16 protein-coding genes and 2 pseudogenes are annotated in these 17,247 nt (G+C 71.1%); 8 read left to right on the top strand and 10 right to left on the bottom strand.

The features are described from left to right. Positions 1-2 precede the first annotated feature (2 nt). Both ACZOOI_RS28050 and ACZOOI_RS28045 read left to right on the top strand, forming a co-directional pair. Positions 3-1,271 carry a YihY/virulence factor BrkB family protein gene (locus tag ACZOOI_RS28050; protein ID WP_465278435.1) on the top strand — a complete coding sequence of 423 codons (1,269 nt, stop codon included), beginning with the start codon at positions 3-5 and terminating at the stop codon, positions 1,269-1,271. Between the two features lie 12 nt (positions 1,272-1,283). Further along, positions 1,284-1,685, top strand: a pseudogene (locus tag ACZOOI_RS28045) (class I SAM-dependent methyltransferase); the annotation flags it as partial. Positions 1,686-1,701: 16 nt separating this feature from the next. On the opposite strand, the gene ACZOOI_RS28040 reads toward ACZOOI_RS28045, so the two are convergent. The 8 genes and pseudogenes from ACZOOI_RS28040 to ACZOOI_RS28005 form a co-directional block, all read right to left on the bottom strand. Then, a complete protein-coding gene (locus ACZOOI_RS28040) occupies positions 1,702-2,736 on the bottom strand; it encodes an EamA family transporter (RefSeq protein ID WP_465278434.1) in 1,035 nt (344 codons plus the stop codon). 30 nt (positions 2,737-2,766) lie between these two features. Next, positions 2,767-3,438 (bottom strand): GOLPH3/VPS74 family protein, encoded by a 672-nt coding sequence (locus ACZOOI_RS28035; RefSeq protein WP_465278433.1) that lies wholly within the window; start codon positions 3,436-3,438, stop codon positions 2,767-2,769. 218 nt (positions 3,439-3,656) lie between these two features. After that, positions 3,657-3,917 (bottom strand): annotated as a pseudogene (locus ACZOOI_RS28030) (type II toxin-antitoxin system antitoxin); the annotation flags it as partial. Continuing rightward, positions 3,863-4,786, bottom strand: coding sequence for an SPFH domain-containing protein (locus ACZOOI_RS28025; RefSeq protein ID WP_465278432.1), 924 nt, complete (start codon positions 4,784-4,786; stop codon positions 3,863-3,865). The pseudogene ACZOOI_RS28030 and the gene ACZOOI_RS28025, both read right to left, overlap by 55 nt. 160 nt (positions 4,787-4,946) lie before the next feature. Next, a complete protein-coding gene (locus tag ACZOOI_RS28020) occupies positions 4,947-6,545 on the bottom strand; it encodes a hypothetical protein (protein ID WP_465278431.1) in 1,599 nt (532 codons plus the stop codon). A 236-nt stretch (positions 6,546-6,781) separates the two neighbouring features. Beyond that, the gene (locus ACZOOI_RS28015; RefSeq protein WP_465278430.1) at positions 6,782-7,009 is read right to left on the bottom strand and encodes a hypothetical protein; all 228 of its coding nucleotides are present in this window, start codon (positions 7,007-7,009) and stop codon (positions 6,782-6,784) included. Between the two features lie 301 nt (positions 7,010-7,310). Then, the gene (locus ACZOOI_RS28010) at positions 7,311-7,946 is read right to left on the bottom strand and encodes a response regulator transcription factor (RefSeq protein ID WP_465281301.1); all 636 of its coding nucleotides are present in this window, start codon (positions 7,944-7,946) and stop codon (positions 7,311-7,313) included. An 11-nt stretch (positions 7,947-7,957) separates the two neighbouring features. Further along, positions 7,958-9,211 carry a sensor histidine kinase gene (locus tag ACZOOI_RS28005; protein WP_465278429.1) on the bottom strand — a complete coding sequence of 418 codons (1,254 nt, stop codon included), beginning with the start codon at positions 9,209-9,211 and terminating at the stop codon, positions 7,958-7,960. Between the two features lie 332 nt (positions 9,212-9,543). On the opposite strand from ACZOOI_RS28005, the gene ACZOOI_RS28000 reads away from it, so the two are divergent. Together ACZOOI_RS28000 and ACZOOI_RS27995 are read left to right on the top strand one after the other, a co-directional pair. After that, the gene (locus ACZOOI_RS28000; protein WP_465278428.1) at positions 9,544-10,920 is read left to right on the top strand and encodes an FtsW/RodA/SpoVE family cell cycle protein; all 1,377 of its coding nucleotides are present in this window, start codon (positions 9,544-9,546) and stop codon (positions 10,918-10,920) included. Continuing rightward, on the top strand, positions 10,917-12,389 hold the full coding sequence (locus tag ACZOOI_RS27995) for a penicillin-binding transpeptidase domain-containing protein (protein ID WP_465278427.1): 1,473 nt from the start codon (positions 10,917-10,919) through the stop codon (positions 12,387-12,389). Before ACZOOI_RS28000 ends, ACZOOI_RS27995 begins: the two co-directional genes overlap by 4 nt. A gap of 54 nt (positions 12,390-12,443) precedes the next feature. Here the strand turns inward: ACZOOI_RS27995 and ACZOOI_RS27990 are convergent, their stop codons facing one another. Beyond that, positions 12,444-13,052, bottom strand: coding sequence for a TetR/AcrR family transcriptional regulator (locus ACZOOI_RS27990; protein ID WP_465278426.1), 609 nt, complete (start codon positions 13,050-13,052; stop codon positions 12,444-12,446). A gap of 139 nt (positions 13,053-13,191) precedes the next feature. Here ACZOOI_RS27990 and hpnH point away from each other — a divergent pair, with 139 nt between their 5' ends. The 4 genes from hpnH to ACZOOI_RS27970 all read left to right on the top strand — a co-directional run bounded on the left by hpnH (position 13,192) and on the right by ACZOOI_RS27970 (position 16,844). After that, positions 13,192-14,196 carry an adenosyl-hopene transferase HpnH gene (hpnH, locus tag ACZOOI_RS27985; protein WP_360316710.1) on the top strand — a complete coding sequence of 335 codons (1,005 nt, stop codon included), beginning with the start codon at positions 13,192-13,194 and terminating at the stop codon, positions 14,194-14,196. A 463-nt stretch (positions 14,197-14,659) separates the two neighbouring features. Next, entirely contained in the window at positions 14,660-15,025 is a 366-nt protein-coding gene (locus tag ACZOOI_RS27980) for a hypothetical protein (RefSeq protein WP_465278425.1), read from the top strand. Between the two features lie 398 nt (positions 15,026-15,423). Beyond that, positions 15,424-16,392 (top strand): helix-turn-helix domain-containing protein, encoded by a 969-nt coding sequence (locus ACZOOI_RS27975; protein ID WP_465278424.1) that lies wholly within the window; start codon positions 15,424-15,426, stop codon positions 16,390-16,392. Then, the gene (locus ACZOOI_RS27970; protein WP_465278423.1) at positions 16,389-16,844 is read left to right on the top strand and encodes a GNAT family N-acetyltransferase; all 456 of its coding nucleotides are present in this window, start codon (positions 16,389-16,391) and stop codon (positions 16,842-16,844) included. Before ACZOOI_RS27975 ends, ACZOOI_RS27970 begins: the two co-directional genes overlap by 4 nt. A 137-nt stretch (positions 16,845-16,981) precedes the next feature. On the opposite strand, the gene ACZOOI_RS27965 is transcribed toward ACZOOI_RS27970, so the two are convergent. After that, positions 16,982-17,236, bottom strand: coding sequence for a hypothetical protein (locus ACZOOI_RS27965; RefSeq protein WP_391582165.1), 255 nt, complete (start codon positions 17,234-17,236; stop codon positions 16,982-16,984). Positions 17,237-17,247: the final 11 nt, after the last annotated feature.

Raw genomic sequence — 17,247 nt, 5'->3', positions numbered from 1 at the left:
ACATGGGCAAGTGGCAGGACGCACGAAATGCGCGCAAGGCACGAGCCGAGCGTGAGGAGCGAACCGCCCGTGCGTTGCGTGGTGACGGCAGTCGGCCGGCCGCGGACACCGAGCCGCCCGGCAAATCCGACTCGGCCGCGGAGCGGACCGAAAAGGTCCCGGGCCCGCGCGCGGCCGGCCGCCCGAAATCCGAGCAGCCGGCCGCCGACGCGGTGGACCTCGACAAGACCGGGCCCGGCAGCGAGGACACCGCCGAGGGCGCCGCCGAACGGGCACCGGCTCCGGAGAACCTCCCGGAGCGCCCGAGCGACCTCCCCAAGTCGTCGTGGTTCAAGGCCGCGTGGCGCACGATCCGCGAGTTCAAGGAGGACGACCTCAACATCTGGGCCGCCGCGCTCACCTATCAGAGCGTGCTGTCCATCTTCCCCGCGCTGCTGGTCGTGGTTTCGCTGGTCGGCCTGGCCGGTCGCTCGGCCACCGACGCGCTGACCGAGAACGTGCAGAACGTGGCGCCCACCGAGACGCATCAGATCGTGATCAACGCGATCCAGAACCTCGAACACAGCCGCGGCACGGCCGGCCCGCTCGCGCTGGCCGGCCTGGGTCTGGCGTTGTGGTCTGCGTCCGGCTACGTCGCCGCGTTCATGCGCGCGTGCAACACCATCTACGACGTGCCCGAGGGCCGGCCGCTGTGGAAGACGGTGCCCACCCGGGTCGCGGTCACCGTGGTGACGCTGCTGCTGCTGTCGATCTGCGCGATCGCGGTGGTGTTCACCGGCTCGCTGGCCAAACAGGCCGGACACGCGCTGGGGGTGGGCGAGGCGGGCGTGCTGCTGTGGGACTACGCGAAGTGGCCGGTGCTGATCGTGGTGGTCAACTTCCTGTTCGCGCTGCTGTACTGGGCCGCGCCGAACGCCAAGCAGGGCTTTCGCTGGATCACTCCCGGCGGCGTGCTCGCGGTGCTGCTGTGGGCCCTCTTCTCCGCCGCGTTCGCCTATTACGTGGCCAACTTCGGCACCTACAACAAGACCTACGGCACGCTCGCCGCGGTGATCGTGTTCCTGATCTGGCTGTGGTTGACCAACATGGCGATCCTGCTCGGTGCCGAGTACAACGCCGAGATCGAGCGGGCCCGGGCGATCGCCGGCGGCCACCCGCCGACCCTGGAGCCGTACGTCCGGATGCGCAACGCGCCCAAGCCGAAGGGCGCCTGGAAGCGGTGGTTCCGGTTCGGTCGTACGCCGAAGGCGGAGCGGGAAAGCGGAGAGTAGACAATCGAGGGTATGGACAAGATCCGGCCCGCCTACGAGGAACTGGGCGCCGAGGGCTTCTACGCGACACACGGCACGCGGTACCGCAACCCGCACGAGCCGCGGGTGCGGGCGGTGCTGGCCGAGGCGTTGGCGGAGCCGGTGGCCGCCGAGCCGAGGCTCCTCGACCGCGTGCTCGACCTGGCCTGCGGCAGCGGCGAGGCCACCCTCGCGCTGCGCGAACTCGGTGCACGCGAGATCTCGGGCATCGATCCGTACACGGGCGTCGCCTACCGCGAGCGGACCGGGACGCCCGCCGAGCCGCTGCGCTTCGAGGAGATCGCGGCGGGCGCGCTGGCGGGCCGGACCTACTCGCTCGTGGTGTGCAGCTACGCACTGCACCTGCTCGCCGAATCCCGACTGCCCGCGCTGGCCTACGCGCTGACCGAGGTCACGACCGCGTTCGTGGTGGTGACTCCACACAAGCGTCCGGTGCTGCGGCCGGAGTGGGGATGGCACCTGAACCGGGAACTGGTCGTGGATCGGGCTCGGGCCCGGCTGTATCGGAGCTCGCCCGAACCCGCCGAGGCGACTGGGCCACGGTGACGCCGGCGCTGGCGATCACCACCAGCGCGATGCCCGCGACCTGGATCGGCACGAGCGACTGATGCAGTACGAGGAATCCGGCGATCGCGGCCACGGCGGGTTCCAGGCTGGCCAGCAGCCCGAACGTCGCGGGCGTCAGATGCTTCATCGCAAGCATCTCGAAGCTGTACGGGAGCGCCGAGGACAGCAGCGCGACACACGCGCCCAGCCCGAGCACCTTGGGCTCCAGAAGCGCGCTCCCGGCCGTGACCACGCCGAACGGGGTGACCAGCACCGCGGCCACCGCGAAGCCGAGCGCCAGGCCCTCGACGCCGTCGAAGCGCTTGGAGATCTTCGAGGCGACCACGATGTAGCCCGCCCAGCAGGCCGCCGCCGCCATCACGAACGCGACACCGACCGGGTCCAGCCCGCTGAACCCGCCGCGGCCCAGGAGCAGTACACCGACGGCCGCGAGCACGATCCAGATCATGTCGCGCAACCGGCGGGACAACACCACGGCCAGGCCGAGCGGCCCGAGGAACTCCAGCGTGACCGCCGGGCCGAGCGGCAGCCGGTCGATCGCCTCGTAGAAGAACATGTTCATGCCCGCGAACATCACGCCCAGGCCGACCACCACGAGCCAGTCCGCCCGGGTGCGCCCGCGCAGCCGCGGCCGGGCGAAGGCCAGCAGGATGCTCGCCGCCAGGACCAGCCGCAGTGTGACCGCGCCGGCGGGTCCCACGTACGGGAACAGCCGGGCGGCGAACGCCGCGCCGAACTGGATCGAGCACGCGCTCGCCAGCACCAGCAACACCGAGCGTCCCTGTGCGCCCGGCAGCAGCCGGTCGACGAATGCGGGCAGCGCCCGCGGGGTCGCGTCGGGGGTGGTGCGGGAGGTCATTCCTCGACACTACGGACATCGTCAAGCCGATCAGACGCCGGCCCCGGACGCCGCGGATTTGCGATCGCGGACCACCTTGCGCAGCGCCTCGGGCACCGGGCCCAGGCCCGCCTCCAGCTCGCGGATCCGGCCCTTGGCCGCCCGGCGTTCCCGACCGCCGAGCACCACCCGCAGTTCGCCCTCGTAGGCCAGTGCGGCCAGCGCCGCATCCGCCGCGGGCACGCGTGCCACCGGCCGGCCCGGCTTGAGCGCGTCCCACATCGCCCTGGTCGCGGCGGTGCGCAGTTGCGGTTGGCGCAGCAGCATCCGTCGGACCGGGACGATGCCCAGGAGCCGGTGCGACTCGAACCTGATCACCCGCTCGCGTTCGAGGCCGGCACCGACGCGGCCGGTGGCCTGCCGGTCGCCCTTCTTGACCCAGTGGCGCCACCGGTGGGCCCGCTCGCTCGCGGTGATCCTGCCCAGCAGGTCGGCCGCCAGGTCGCAGTCCGGTGCGGCGGCACCCCGATGCGCGGTCGCCGTGACCCTCCCGGCGTCGTCACGGATCAGGCCCTGCTCGTAGAGGTCGTACAGGGCAGCGGCCTGGAGTGTGGCTCCCAGGTTGCTTCGGCTCAGCAGTCGCTGCCGCTCGGGGCTGTAGGCGAGCAGGAACACTCGCCGGGCCAGGGATACGTTCACGTCGACCTCCAGGGATACGTTCACGTCGACCTCCTCGGCGCCAGGGCGTCGCGTCGTCTTCGGGCCGGTCCTCACGGCGCGGTACCGAGGTCGCCAGTGTCGCCACCGCCGCGGCCACGATGGCCGGCACCGCCAGAATCGTCTCGAACGCCACCGTCGCCTCCCCCGGACTCGGTATCGGACTCGCGGGGCTCGGACTCGCGGGGCTCGGATTCGGCTTCGGCGGGCGCCGGGCGCGCGGCGGCGTCGGCCTTGGGGGGCCTGCCCCGGCGGGCCGGACGACCGGCGTTGCCCGGCATCCGACCCGCGTCGCCCAGCGAGCGCCGCAGCAGGAACTCGATCTGCGCGTTGGTGCTGCGCAGTTCGTCGGCGGCCCACTTGGCGATCGCATCGTGCACCGCCGGGTCCAGGCGGAGCAGGATCTTCTTGCGCTCGGTCACCGGGCCGGCTACGCGTAGAGGGAACCGGTGTTGACCACCGGCTGGGTGGCCTGGTCGCTGCACAGCACCACGAGCAGGTTGCTGACCATCGCCGCGCGCCGGTCGTCGTCCAACTCGACCAGGTCGCCCTCTTCCAGCCGGTTCAGCGCGAGTTCGACCATGCCCACCGCGCCCTCGACGATCCGCTGCCGGGCGGCGACCACCGCGCCCGCCTGCTGGCGGCGCAACATCGCCTGGGCGATCTCCGGCGCGTAGGCGAGCCGGGTGATCCGCGACTCGACCACGCTGACCCCGGCCGAGGCGACCCGCGCGCCGATCTCCGCGGAGAGCTTGCCGGTGATCTCGTCGGCGTTGTCGCGCAGGGACATGCCGCCGTTGCCGTGGTCGTCGTACGGATAGCTGTTGGCGATGTGCCGCACCGCGGTCTCGGTCTGGATCGCGACGAACTCCTCGAAGTCGTCCACCTCGAACTTGGCCTGCGCGGTGTCCTTGACCTGCCACACCACGACCGCGGCGATCTCGATCGGGTTGCCGTCGTTGTCGTTGACCTTGGCGGTCTGCGTCTCGTGGTTGCGGATGCGGGTGGAGACCTTGGTGCGGTCGGTGAACGGGTTCACCCAGCGCAGGCCGTCGGTGCGCACGGTGCCCTTGTAGTGCCCGAAGAGCTGGAGCACCCGGGCCTCGCCGGGGGCCACGGTGGTCAGACCGCAAAGCGCGAACAGCGACGCGACGATGATCACGATGCCGGCGGTGATGGCCGCGACCTTCTGACCGTCGTGCAGCAGGGCGCCGAAAATGGTGAGCCCGACACCGCCGGCGACGAAGAGCACCCCGACCGCGAGGGCGGGCAGACCGGAGACGCCGGTCACCACCTTCTCCCGGACCTGGGGGGCCGGCATTTCCACGATGGACTCGGGGCCGATATCGCTCATGTGGTCACTCCCGCTCGGTTTGGCTTGCCATCACCACTATAGCAAAGTGATATCACTTTATGCCGAGGGGCAAACCTCGATCCCTACGCCGACGCGGCTGGGGCGGGTGCGGGCCGGGCGCGTGCGGGCCGACCACCACCGGCCGCGCCGGCTGCGGTGGTCAGCCCAGGGTCTTGATCGTGGTGCCGTTGCGTACGTTGGCCACCGGTGCCGCCGGCGGCGGCGGGAGCGCGCCGGGCGGGGCCTTGATCACCAGTTGGCGGGCGTCGGCGGAGCCGCTGACCGAGCCGGACGCGGTCACCTTGACCACGTCGCGCGTGCCCGCCGCGACCAGGTACCAGGCGCCGGTCCGCGAGCGCCACCACGTCGAGGTGACGATGTCGTTCCCGGACCGACTGCACGCGGGCGAGTCGGCGAGCCGGTTGACGGTCTGCGCGCCGGTCGCACTCGCCCCGGGCGGCAGGAACTGCACCACCACGTCGCCGCCGCCCTTGCGGTCGAACGCGTGCAGGCAGGACCACATCGCCTCCCCCGCCGCCTCGGGCAGGTCGAAGTGCGCGAACTCCCAGTTGTTGACCAGCCGCAGCCCCCGTCCGCGCAACGTGTCCAGCGCACACGCGGTCCGCGACCACACGCCGAGGGCGCGTTCACTGGAGGCGGCCTCGACCGGCCGGCCGGTGTGGACGTGGTCCGGTGGCGGCATGTAGGTGAGGTGTGTCGCGGACAGTTCGCCCAGGTCCGCGAGCAGATAGGGGTGGTTGTCGGCGGCGCGCCCGGCCAACAGTTCGAGCACGGGCACGGTGGCGCAGCCCTTCCCAGCCGTACCGAGGTCGGGCATCGGGGCGGTGACCCTGTCGGTGATCGCCGGCGGCCTGCTCTTGCCCTCGGGGCGACGCAGGTCCCGCACCGCGGCCTCGTCCACCCAGGGCGCGAGCAACATCCGGACGCCGCTGGGATCACGGCGCAGCACCACGGCCGAGGCCGAACGCTCGTCCGAGTCGTCGGCCGCGCCGACCTCCAGGGTGCGCCTGCCGTGGTCGTCGGTATAGCGGGCCGGACGCGTGCCGTCGGCGAGGAGCACGGCGGCCGCCCCCGCGACGTCGCCCGCGTACAGCAGGCGGGGGGCGCCGGTCGGCGGGCCGGCGGCGGTGCCGCGGCCGAGCGTGACGGGGGTGCCGTCGGCGGGGTCGGTCCAGGCCCGCACCGCGCGCCGGGTCAACGCCTCGTCGCGGGCCCGGGTTCCTCGGGTGGACCACACGTCGAAGTCGAGGCGGGTCGTGCCGACCCAGGCACCGGCCGGGATCAATCGGGGCGGACCGCCGACCGGCTGCGCGGCGGGTGCGGCCCGATCGGCTCGGCCGCCGCCGCCGGCCGAGGGGTCGGTACCGCCGGTCGTATGCCAGACGATCGTGGCGATCACGGTGACCGAGGCCAGGACGCCCAGTGCGGTGTGCCGACGTCGCCGACGGCGCAGCAGGTCGGAGGGAGTCGCCCGCAGGGTGCACGGGTCGAACGGGTCGGCGCGCAGCAGGTCGCGGGCTGATCCGGGTCCGCCCCCCGGATGTCCGGCCGGGCGCAGCGCCGGCGCACCGGCATCCGCCTCGGTCTCGGCGGCCAGGACGTCCTCGACCCCGGCGGCGAGCAGGAACTCGCTCGCCTCGACGGGGTCCAGGCCGTCCAGCACGCGCAGGACGAAGAACGCGCGGGCCCGGGCCGGACAATCGGCCGAGTGCCTGCTCGATCGCCGGTTCGTCCGCACCGCCGGTCGGTGGGAACAGCCGCAGGCCCCAGACCTGCGGCAGCAGCACCCGACGCCGCGTGGAGCGGTTCAGGCGCAGCGCGCCGCGCACGATGCGCAGCCGGACAAGGTCGGCATCGCTCATGCCCGCGACGCCCGGGCCGCGGCCGAGATTACGCAGTCGGCCCGGCAGCGCGCTTGGACCAGAGCGTGCGCGGCCAGCACCCGGCGGTGGCGCTCCATGGCGGGCGGCAGGATCAAGTAGGCGACCGGACGAGTTCGGGATATCGCCCGACCACCAGGGCCTCGGTGCGGCGCACCGCCCCCTGGTCCAGCCGGCGTCGGCACAGGGCGACGAGATCGGCCCGGGCCTGCCGGGCCCGCTCGCGGGTGCTCCGGTCGCTCCGGCAGGCACCCGCACCGGTGCCGTTCGGGTCGGATCGGGTCGCCGGGTCGGGTGTGCTCTCGTCGCGACCGTGTCGCATGTGTGGATCCCCTCTCGCCGCGCCTCGGCCGGCGCCCGCGAATCGGTACGGGGCCCATGCGCACGATGGCCAACGAGCACCGCCGGGAGGGGTCACACATAGTACGAATATCTTCTTTTATGTCATCTTTTGGCCGAACCGATCGGGCATGCGCTCGGCCTCGACAACCGGATCGACCGATCTCGGTCAACAGGCCGACGGATCCGACCGGATCGAGCGGACCGGGCCGACCGGGCCGACCGGCCGGCTCAGCCGAACCGACCGAGTCGGCCGACACGGCCGAGCCGCCCCGAGGCCATGCTCAGCCGGGGCCCACGAAACCCGACTCGTAGGCGGCGATCACCGCCTGGGTGCGGTCGCGGGCCCCCAACTTGCCCAACACTGCGCTCACATGGCTCTTGACCGTTTCGGTGCCCAGGAACAGTTCGGCGGCGATCTCCGCGTTGTTCAGCCCCCGGGCCATCGCCCGCAACACGTCGCCCTCGCGCTCGGTCAGATTGGCCCGGGCCACCGCGTCGGCACGGGCCGCCTTCCCGTGGCGCTCGACCAACGCCCGCAGCTTGGCCGGAAACAGCAGGGAGTCTCCGGTGGCCAACGCCCGCACCGCGCCGGTGATCTCCGCGGGACGGGCCCGCTTGAGCAGGAAGCCGTGCGCTCCCACCCGCAGCGCCTCGTAGACGTATTCGTCGTTCTCGAAGGTGGTCATGATCAGGATCTTGGGCGGCTGGTCGAGATGGGCGAGCAGGTCCCGGGTGGCCTGGATCCCGTCCACGCGCGGCATCCGCACATCCATCACGACCACGTCCGGGCGCAGCGAGCGCACCAGCGAGAGCACGCCCGCGCCGTCGTCGGCCTCGCCCACGACCTCGAAGTCGGGCTGCGCACCCAGGATGGCCCGCAGGCCCGCCCGAACCAGTTCGTCGTCGTCCACCAGCATGATCGCGATCGTCACGACGCCCACCGTAGGGGCAGGCGCACGTGCACCCGCCAGTAGCCGTCCTGAGCGCCCGCGGTGGCCTCTCCGCCGAGCAGCGCGGCCCGTTCGCGAATGCCGCGCAGCCCGCTGCCACCGCCCGCGCCGACCACCGATCGCTCCGTGCCCGCGGCGGGCACGTTGTTCAGCACGGTCAGCTCGACGTCGTGGTCGTCCACCGCGACGGTGACGTCGATCGGCACCGGACCCGCGTGCCGCAGCACGTTGGTGAGCGACTCCTGCACGATCCGGTAGCCCTCGCGCGAGATCACCGCCGGCACCGCGTCGAGGGGGCCCGACACCCGCAGTTCGACCGAGGCCCCGGCGCCTCGCGTGCCGTCGACGAGCACCTTGAGTTCGGGCAGGCCGGGGCGAGGCGCGGCCGGCTCCGGCGCTTCGCGCAACAGCAGCAGCATGCGTTCCAAGTCCTCCAGGGCCTGCCGGCCGGTCTCCTCGATCGCTTCGAGCGCCCGATCCGCGAAGCCGGGATCGCTGTCGAGCAATTGCCGGGCGGCGCCGGCCTGAAGCACCGTCACCGACAGTGCGTGGCCGATCGAGTCGTGCAATTCGCGGGCGAGTCGATTGTGTTCGAGCAGTTGCTCGGTCCGACGCTCGGCTATCGCGAGGCGTTCGCTCGCGGACGGCCCGAGCAACCTGGTGCCGAGCCGGGTGAGCAGCCAACCCACGCCGGCCAGGTAGTAGAGCGCCCCGACGATGACGAGCAGGCCCAGCGGGATGAGCCACCAGTGCCCGGCACCACCGGGGAAGGCGATCCCGCTGAACCTCACGCCCATGTCCGTCGCCGGCGACACGATCATCGCGATCCCCACGAACACCGTGTTGCCGGCGAGCGCGAGACCGAGCCAGGCCAGTTCGACCCGCAGCACCAGCCACAGTGCGGTGCGCCATCGGTCCGCCCACCCCTGGGACCGGGTGACCACGATGTCGCTCTCGTCGCCGGGACGCAGCAGCAGTCGGGCCAGGAATCCCTCGAACCGACGCGCCTCGGCGAGCAGCCCGAAGGCGACCAGGATCGGGATCGGGACGGCCAGCAGCGCGAAGCCGTCGGCGGCCCCGCCCTCCCCCTCCAGGCCCGGATACACCAGTGCGACCGCAACGCCCAGGGCCAGCGCCGTGAACATGTGGAAGGCCCGCGTGTAGGTGGAGGCCGCGACAAGTGGCCGGGTGAGGCGGGCGAGCGAGGTGCGAAGCGGCGCGATCCGGGACATGCCGCCATCCTGCCGGGTCGTCGGGCGCGCGACCTCCCCCGCCCGGGGGAGACCGTCCCCACGGTTGGGGGATCGGGTACGACACCTCGACATCACAGCCTTGAGGCACCGCAGCAACCGGGCGGTGCCCACTCCGAAGCAGCCGAGGGAGCACAGCAGATGATCCGCATCCGCAACCTGACGAAGCGTTACGGCGAGGTGCTCGCCGTCGACGACCTCGACTTCGAGGTCGCCTCCGGCACGGTGACGGGCTTCCCGGGCCCCAACGGCTCGGGCAGGTCGAAGCGCGACCCTCCGGTTACCCAGGGTCACTTGTGGGCATTCCAGAGCGCATGTCCAGATGGCGGCGGCGCGCGACGACGGCAGGGGAACCCCGGCCGCCCACCCGGCGCAACACCGAACTCCTGCTGCTCGTCTTCGCAGTCCTGGTCCCCGTCCTCGCCTACGCGAACGTCGGCCTGGCCAAGGACGGCTCGATTCCACCGGATACCGCGCGATACGGGCTCGGGCTCGGCTTTCTCGTGCTGGTCGCCCACCTCCTGGTGCGCCGCTTCGCGCCGTATGCCGACCCGGTGCTGCTGCCGATCGCCGCACTGCTCAACGGCCTGGGGCTGGTGCTGATCTACCGACTCGACCTGGAGACGCCGAAGGTGCAGGCCGCGCCCTCGCAACTGATGTGGTCGGCCATCGGGGTGATCCTGTTCGCGGTGGTGATGATCGCCGTGCGCGATCACCGCACCCTGGGCAAGTACGCATACCTGGCGGCGGCCGTGGCCCTGTTCCTGATGATCGTCCCGGTCTTCTTCCCGGCCATCAACGGCGCCAAGGTGTGGATCCGGCTCGGTCCCTTCTCGCTGCAACCCGGCGAGTTCGCCAAGATCATCCTGGTCGTCTTCTTCGCGTCCTACCTCGCCACCACGCGCGAGACGCTGATGATGATCGGCCGCCGGTTCTGCGGCGTGAACCTGCCGCGCGGCCGCGACCTGGGCCCGGTCGTCGCGGTGTGGCTGGCCTCGGTCGGCATCCTGGTCCTGGAACGCGATCTGGGCACGTCCCTGCTCTACTTCGGCGCATTCGTGGTGATGCTCTATGTCGCGACCGCGCGCATCAGCTGGATCCTGGTCGGCCTGATCCTGATCGCACTCGGCGCGTTCGTGGTCGGCTCCGCCGAACCCCACGTGCACAACCGGGTGCAGAACTGGCTGGACCCGTTCGCGAGCATCCACGCAGGACTCGGCCCGGGCCAACTGGCCCAGTCGCTGTTCTGTTTCGCGGCCGGCGGCCTGCTCGGCGCCGGCCTCGGCCTGGGGCACTCGATCCTGGTCGGCTTCGCCGCCAAGAGCGACTTCGTCCTGGCCACCGTCGGCGAGGAGCTCGGACTGACCGGCATCGCCGCGCTGTTCGTGCTCTACGCCCTCCTGGTCGCGCGCGGCTTCCGGGCCGGCCTGACCGCGCCGGACCCGTTCGGCTCGCTGCTCGCCTACGGGCTCTCCGCCGTGCTGGCGATCCAGGTGTTCGTGGTCGCGGGCGGGGTGACCGCGCTGATCCCGCTCACCGGCATGACCATGCCCTTCCTCGCCCAGGGCGGCTCGTCCGTGGTCACCAACTGGGCACTGATCGCATTGCTGATGAAGGTCAGCGACCGGGGCCGCCGGCCACCCGCGCCGATCGAGGAACCCAGCCCGGTACCCGAGGAGGTGCCCGCGTGATCGTCACCGCCCGGCGAGCCGCCGGATTCTGTCTGCTGCTGCTCCTGGCGCTGCTGGGCAACGCCACCTGGCTCATGGCGCACAAGGCCGACGCCTACGACCACATGGCGGGCAACCGCCGTCCGCAGATCGTGCGTTACCAGCAGGCGCGCGGCGACATCCTGGTGGCCGGCCGGGCGGTCACCGGTTCACCGCACACCGCCACGTCCTCCGACCTGGCCTACGGCCGCAGCTACACCGACGGCCCGCTCTACGCCCCGGTCACCGGCTACGCCTCTCAGCTCTACGGCGCCTCGCTACTCGAAGGCGTCGAGGACGACCTCCTGGCGGGCACCGATCCACGCCTGGGCGCATGGCCGGTGGTCACCGCGATCACCCGCAGGCGCAGCCCCGCCGGCAACGTGGCCACCACGATCCTGCCCGCCGCCCAGCAGGCCGCGTTCGCCGGTCTGGCGAGCACCGGCAACAAGGGCGCGGTGGCCGCGCTCGACCCCGCCACCGGCGCGATCCTGGCCCTGGTGAGCACGCCGTCCTACGACCCGGGCAGGCTGGCCGGTGCCAACAAGGCGACCCGGGCGGCATGGACGGCGCTGGACGCCGACCCCGACCGACCGATGCTCAATCGTGCGCTGCGCGAGACCTATCCCCCGGGCTCCACCTTCAAGGTGGTCACCGCCGCGGCGGCGCTCGCCTCCGGCACGGTCACCGACCCGGACGAGCCGACCACCTCGCCCGACCCCTATCCGCTGCCCGAGTCGACCACCCGGCTCGGCAACGAGGTCTCCGGCTGCCGCGACGCATCCCTGCGTTACGCGCTGGCGATGTCCTGCAACACCGTGTTCGCCAAGCTCGGGGTCGACATGGGCGCCGATGTGATGCGCCGGCAGGCCAAGGCGTTCGGTTTCGACGACCCCAAGCTGCGGATCCCGGTCGCGGTCACCGAGAGCGTGTTCCCCGGACATCCGGATCGCCCGCAGACCGCGCTGTCCTCGATCGGCCAGTTCGACACGCGGGCCACCCCGCTCCAGATGGCGATGGTCGCCGCCGGCGTGGCCAACGACGGCGAGGTGATGCGGCCGTACCTGGTCGAGCGGCTCACCCGCAGCGACGGCAGCACCGTGCACACCACCGGCCGCGAGACCCTGGCCCGGGCGGTCTCCCCGCCGGTGGCACGCCGACTGCAGAAGATGATGGAGGACGCGGTCACCACCGGCACCGGCGGCAACGGGCGGATCGACGGCGCCGTCGTCGGCGGCAAGACCGGTACCGCCCAGCACGGCGAGAACAACCGCGCCGTGCCCTACGCGTGGTTCATCGCCTACGCCAAGGCCGACGCCGCCGCCAAACCCGCCGTGGCGGTCGCCGTCGTGGTCGAGGACGGCTCGGCCGACCGCGCCGACATCACCGGCGGCGGCCTCGCCGCCCCGATCGCCAAGGCCGTGATGTCCGCGGTGCTCGCCGCCCGATGAGCCCGCCGCCGGGCCCGCCCGCCGATCGACCGCCGATCAACCCCGGAGCGGCGGTCAGCTCTTGCGCAGCCCGGCCAGCACCCGGTCGATGACCCGGCCCACCTCGGCCCGGGCATTCGCGGGGTCGGCGGCTCGCGCGGTGTACATGCTCGCCTCCGAGATCAGCGAGGCCAGCAGCCGGGCCAGCGGCGGCACCGGCAATTCGTCGATCTCGCCGTTGTCCATCGCCTGCCGCAACCACGCGGCCAACAACCCGTGACCGTGCTCGTCCACGAGCGCGTCCCACGACCCGGGCCCGAGCACCGCCGGACCGTCCACCAGCACGATCCGCTGAAAGTCCCCGGTCGTGCACACGTCCAGGAACGACTGGAATCCGTGTCGCAGCTGATCCCACGGTTCGCTGGGGTGGTCCTGGGCATGACGCATCTCGTGGGCGACCAGCGCCTCGGCCGCCTCCGTCGCGACGGTCTCCATGACCGCGCGAAACAGATCGGCCTTGTCCTTGAAGTGGTGGTACAGCGCACCCCGGGTCACCCGGGCCCCGGCCACGATCTCCTCGGTGCCGGTCTGCGCGTACCCCTGCGTCGCGAACAGCTCACGCGCGGCGGCCAGCAGGGCCGCTCGGGTGTCCGCCACATGTTGTGCCCGACGCGTGACCGCCATACAACCCCCACGTGACGTACAGCCTGTATGTTGAAGATGTTGTCATCATCGGGCACACCCGGGCAACGACGCCACGCCGAGTCGAGTTTCAGCGGACGCCGACGCCCCCGGGTTCGGGGATAGAGAGGACGCGACGGTCATGGGCCTGCCGCTGAACCTGGCTGTGAAAATCGGCACTCACCTGGTCAAGCAGAAGATCAAGCGGGTCGACAAGTTCGCGATGATCGTGGAGGTCGAGCCGCTGTTCGCCTGCAACCTCAAGTGCGGTGGGTGCGGCAAGATCCAGCAGCCGCACGACGTGTTGCGCAAGCGCATGTCGGTCGAGCAGGCCGTGGCGGCCGTCGAGGAGTGTGGCGCGCCGATGGTGTCGCTGGCCGGCGGTGAGCCGCTGATGCACAAGCAGATCGACCTGATCGTCGAGGAACTGCTCAAGCGCAAGAAGTTCGTGATCATCTGCACCAACGCCGTGCTGCTGCCCAAGCACCTGCACAAGTTCAAGCCGAACAAGAACTTCGCGTGGATGGTGCACATCGACGGCCTGCGCGAGAAGCACGACCAGGCGGTGGACAAGGAAGGCGTCTTCGACGAGGCCGTGGCCGCCGTCAAGATGGCCAAGGCCGCCGGATTCCAGGTCTACACGAACAGCACGTTCTTCAACACGGACTCCCCCGAGAGCATCGTGGACGTGCTGAACTTCCTCAACGACGATCTCAAGGTCGACCGGATCCAGATCTCCCCGGCCTACGCCTACGAGAAGGCCCCGGTACAGAACCGCTTCCTCGGCGTCGAGCAGACCCGAAAGCTGTTCGCATCCGCCTTCGCCGGCGGCAACCGCAAGAAGTGGCGGCTCAACCACTCCGCGCTCTTCCTCGACTTCCTGGAGGGCAAGCGCGACTTCGAGTGCACGCCGTGGGCCATCCCGTCCTACTCGTTGCTCGGCTGGCAGCAGCCCTGCTACCTGATGGGCGACGGCTACGTGCAGAGCTACAAGGAGTTGCTCACCGACACCGAGTGGGAGAACTACGGCCGCGGCAAGGACCCGCGCTGCGACAACTGCATGGCGCACTGCGGCTACGAACCCACCGCCGTCCTGGCCACCATGGGCAGCCTCAAGGAAAGCCTCCGCGCAGTCGTCGCCGGCTGACCCACCTGCGGGGGTCGGCGGCAGAAACTCCGCCGGCCCCACCAGGAAGCAACCGCCGCCCACACACCCGAGCATCGTCTGCCGGAGCACCGGCACCGGACTCCACGCGCGCATCATGACCGCCAGGGCCAGCGAAATCATCGCCGACGGCGAGAGGTTCACGTGATGTGGAACTCCATTGGCGGACAAGGGCCCGCAGCGCGGCCGGATGTTCACGGGCGCGCCGATTGGGAAGCCCGGTCACCCCTCACCGGCGACCGGGCTGCCACAACCTGATGAATCGTCAGCGTAGCGGAATGATCGTTGACACGTGTCGCATGGGTCGGCTCGGAACCAAATCTTGACCCTTTTCGGCACGTGAGACCTGGCATGTCGGGTAGATTCGCGCCGCCGTCGGCCCACCACGGGGCCATGGCGACTCCGCGAGGCGCGTGTTCCGCGGGTTGAAATGGGGGCTTGTCAGATGGTTCATCGTGTTCTTCGGCGTCTCGCCGGTCCGATCCTGCTCGCGGTGTTCGCGGCCGTGTTGACCGCCGTGCCCGCGCAGGCCGCGCCCGCGCCGGCCCAGGCGCAGGTCCGCCAGGTCTCGTCCGCGACAGTATCGACCGCGCTCACCCCGGCCGGCGTGCAGACGGCCGCGGACACCTCGGCGCAGACCACGTCGCACCGGGCCGCCGCGCAGCAGAGTCACCCGACCAAGAAGACCAAGAAAAAGAAGAAGAAGAGCTTCTTCAAGAAGGCCGGCAAGTTCATCTTCGGGGTTATCGGCATCATCATCCTCGCGATCATCATCTTCTTCGTCTGGCGGGCACTCAAGCGCCGCAACTGATCAAGCGCTCCGCCCGGCCGGCCCTCCCGGCCGATCCGGAACACACCGCGCGCCCGGCCCATGTCCCTTGGGCCGGGCGCGCGGTCGTTCCGCCGTATCCTCGCTCCCCGTATCGTCGCTCCCTCGCATCGTCGTTCACCCGTGGCGCCCGCCGCCCGGAGCGCCGTCGGGCCTGCCCGCCATTCAGTGGTGCCACGACCGGGACTTGTCCCGATCGCGCGTGTCGGCCGATCGGCCCAGCACCGACAGACCACCGAGAACCATCGTGACCACCAGGAAAACCGCCAGAACTGTCATGCCTCAAGACTGCCCGATGCTTGCACATACATCGAGTGGCAGGACTGCCTGATGTGCACAACATCCTGCCATCTCGGCCGAACTGCCGGCATGCTGTACGCATGCTGCGCAACGTGGTCGTGATCGTTCAGGACGGGGTCGCGCCCTTCGAACTCGGGGTGCTGTGCGAGGTGTTCGGCATCGACCGGAGCGAGGAGGGGTGTCCGGTCTACGACTTCGCGGTATGCGCGGTCACCCCCGGCCGGGTCCGCGCCAAGGCCGGCTACGACGTATACGTCGAGCACGGCCTCGACCGGGTCGCGCAGGCGGACCTGGTCGCGGTTCCCGCGTCCGCCGAGCACGACGAGCACGCGGCGCCGGATCCGCTGCTCCTGGACGCGCTGCGGGCCGCCGAGGCCCGAGGCGCATGGATCATGAGCGTCTGCACGGGTGCCTTCACGCTGGCCCGGGCCGGCCTGCTCGACGACCGGCGCTGCACGTCGCACTGGAAGTACACGGACCGCCTCGCCCGCCTGTACCCGAAGGCCGTCGTCGAACCGGACGTGCTCTACGTCGAGGACCGGCGGGTGATCACCAGCGCCGGCACCGCCGCCGGCATCGACGCGTGCCTGCACCTGGTCCGGCTGGAGGACGGCTCCCGCGTGGCCAACGCGATCGCCCGCCGCATGGTCGTGCCGCCGCACCGCGAGGGCGGCCAGGCGCAATACATCGCCCGACCGCTGCCCGAGCGCTCCGGGAGCCCGCTCCAGGCCACCCTCGCGTGGATGGAGCAGCGGCTGGCCCGGGAGGTGACGGTCGATCAGATGGCCGAGCACGCGCTGATGTCGCCGCGTACGTTCGCCCGCCGGTTCCAGCAGGAGACCGGCACCACACCCTACGAATGGCTCACCGCGCAGCGCGTGTTGCTCGCCCAGGAACTGTTGGAGGAGACCGACCTGCCGATCGACACCGTCGCCGAGCGCTCGGGCTTCGGCAGCGCGGCGACGCTGCGCCACCACTTCCTGCGCCGTCGCGGCACCACGCCGCAGAACTACCGTCGGACCTTCTGCCCCGGGAGCGCCACCGCATGACCGCACCGCCGATCCGCACCGCTCGCGCCGACGACTACGACGCCATCGTCGCGGTCCTGGATGAGTGGTGGGGTCGGCCGATGACCGGCATGTTGCCGCGCCTGTTCCTCGACCACTTCCACCCGACCAGCCTGGTCGCCGAGGACGACGCCGGGCTCGGCGGCTTCCTGATCGGGCTGCTCTCGCCCGCTCACCGGGAGCAGGCGTACATCCACTTCGCCGGCGTCCGACCCGACCTGCGCCGCTCCGGACTGGCGCGGCAGTTGTACGAGCGCTTCTTCGCGCTCGCCCGCGCGGACGGCCGCACTCTCGTGCGCGCGATCACCGGCCCGGTCAACACCGGCTCGATCCGTTTTCACACCGCGATGGGCTTCACCGTGCACGGCCCGGTCGCGAATCTGGACGGTCCCGGCGCGGATCGGATGCGGTTCGAGCGGAGCCTGACGGCATGAGCACGCGGCACCGACGCCGGCCGCCGAAGCCGGACGGATCCGCGGCGTCGGCGCCGGATGTCGGTGCGGCGGCGTAACCTACGTCCTTCGACGGTCCGGTCCGGCGCTCTCTTGCCCCTGTTCGGGCCGGGCCGTCGTCAGGTCAGCTTGGCGGCGGCACGCAGCGCACGCATGATCTTGAACCGGTTCGGTCCGAGCACCATCATCGGGTGTGCGTGCAGTGCGCGTATGGCATTGCGTTCCGCCCGAACCGCCGCCGACCACTGACGGGTCAGTTCGGCGTCCAGCCGCCCGGGGTTCTCGCGCGCGAACGTCGTGACGACGTCGGCCGCGTGGTCGCGGTCCCGCTGAAGGGCAACCAGCTCAGCCGGGATTTCCGCCGTTTCATACATGCGGATCATCG

It is taken from the genome of Embleya sp. L77 (genome assembly GCF_055557415.1).
The sequence above is the reverse complement of the archived record's forward strand: the minus strand, read 5'-3'. Positions and strand labels throughout refer to the sequence as shown.

Bases quoted from the DNA above. Each gene is read 5' to 3' on its own strand.
- ACZOOI_RS27980 (WP_465278425.1), top strand. From the start codon at position 14,660: ATGGTTCATCGTGTTCTTCGGCGTCTCGCCGGTCCGATCCTGCTCGCG.
- ACZOOI_RS28050 (WP_465278435.1), top strand. From the start codon at position 3: ATGGGCAAGTGGCAGGACGCACGAAATGCGCGCAAGGCACGAGCCGAG.
- ACZOOI_RS28025 (WP_465278432.1), bottom strand. From the start codon at position 4,786: ATGAGCGATATCGGCCCCGAGTCCATCGTGGAAATGCCGGCCCCCCAG.
- ACZOOI_RS28000 (WP_465278428.1), top strand. From the start codon at position 9,544: ATGTCCAGATGGCGGCGGCGCGCGACGACGGCAGGGGAACCCCGGCCG.
- ACZOOI_RS27990 (WP_465278426.1), bottom strand. From the start codon at position 13,052: ATGGCGGTCACGCGTCGGGCACAACATGTGGCGGACACCCGAGCGGCC.
- ACZOOI_RS28040 (WP_465278434.1), bottom strand. From the start codon at position 2,736: ATGACCTCCCGCACCACCCCCGACGCGACCCCGCGGGCGCTGCCCGCA.
- hpnH (WP_360316710.1), top strand. From the start codon at position 13,192: ATGGGCCTGCCGCTGAACCTGGCTGTGAAAATCGGCACTCACCTGGTC.
- ACZOOI_RS28015 (WP_465278430.1), bottom strand. From the start codon at position 7,009: ATGCGACACGGTCGCGACGAGAGCACACCCGACCCGGCGACCCGATCC.
- ACZOOI_RS27975 (WP_465278424.1), top strand. From the start codon at position 15,424: ATGCTGCGCAACGTGGTCGTGATCGTTCAGGACGGGGTCGCGCCCTTC.
- ACZOOI_RS28010 (WP_465281301.1), bottom strand. From the start codon at position 7,946: ATGCTGGTGGACGACGACGAACTGGTTCGGGCGGGCCTGCGGGCCATC.
- ACZOOI_RS27970 (WP_465278423.1), top strand. From the start codon at position 16,389: ATGACCGCACCGCCGATCCGCACCGCTCGCGCCGACGACTACGACGCC.
- ACZOOI_RS27965 (WP_391582165.1), bottom strand. From the start codon at position 17,236: ATGTATGAAACGGCGGAAATCCCGGCTGAGCTGGTTGCCCTTCAGCGG.
- ACZOOI_RS28005 (WP_465278429.1), bottom strand. From the start codon at position 9,211: ATGTCCCGGATCGCGCCGCTTCGCACCTCGCTCGCCCGCCTCACCCGG.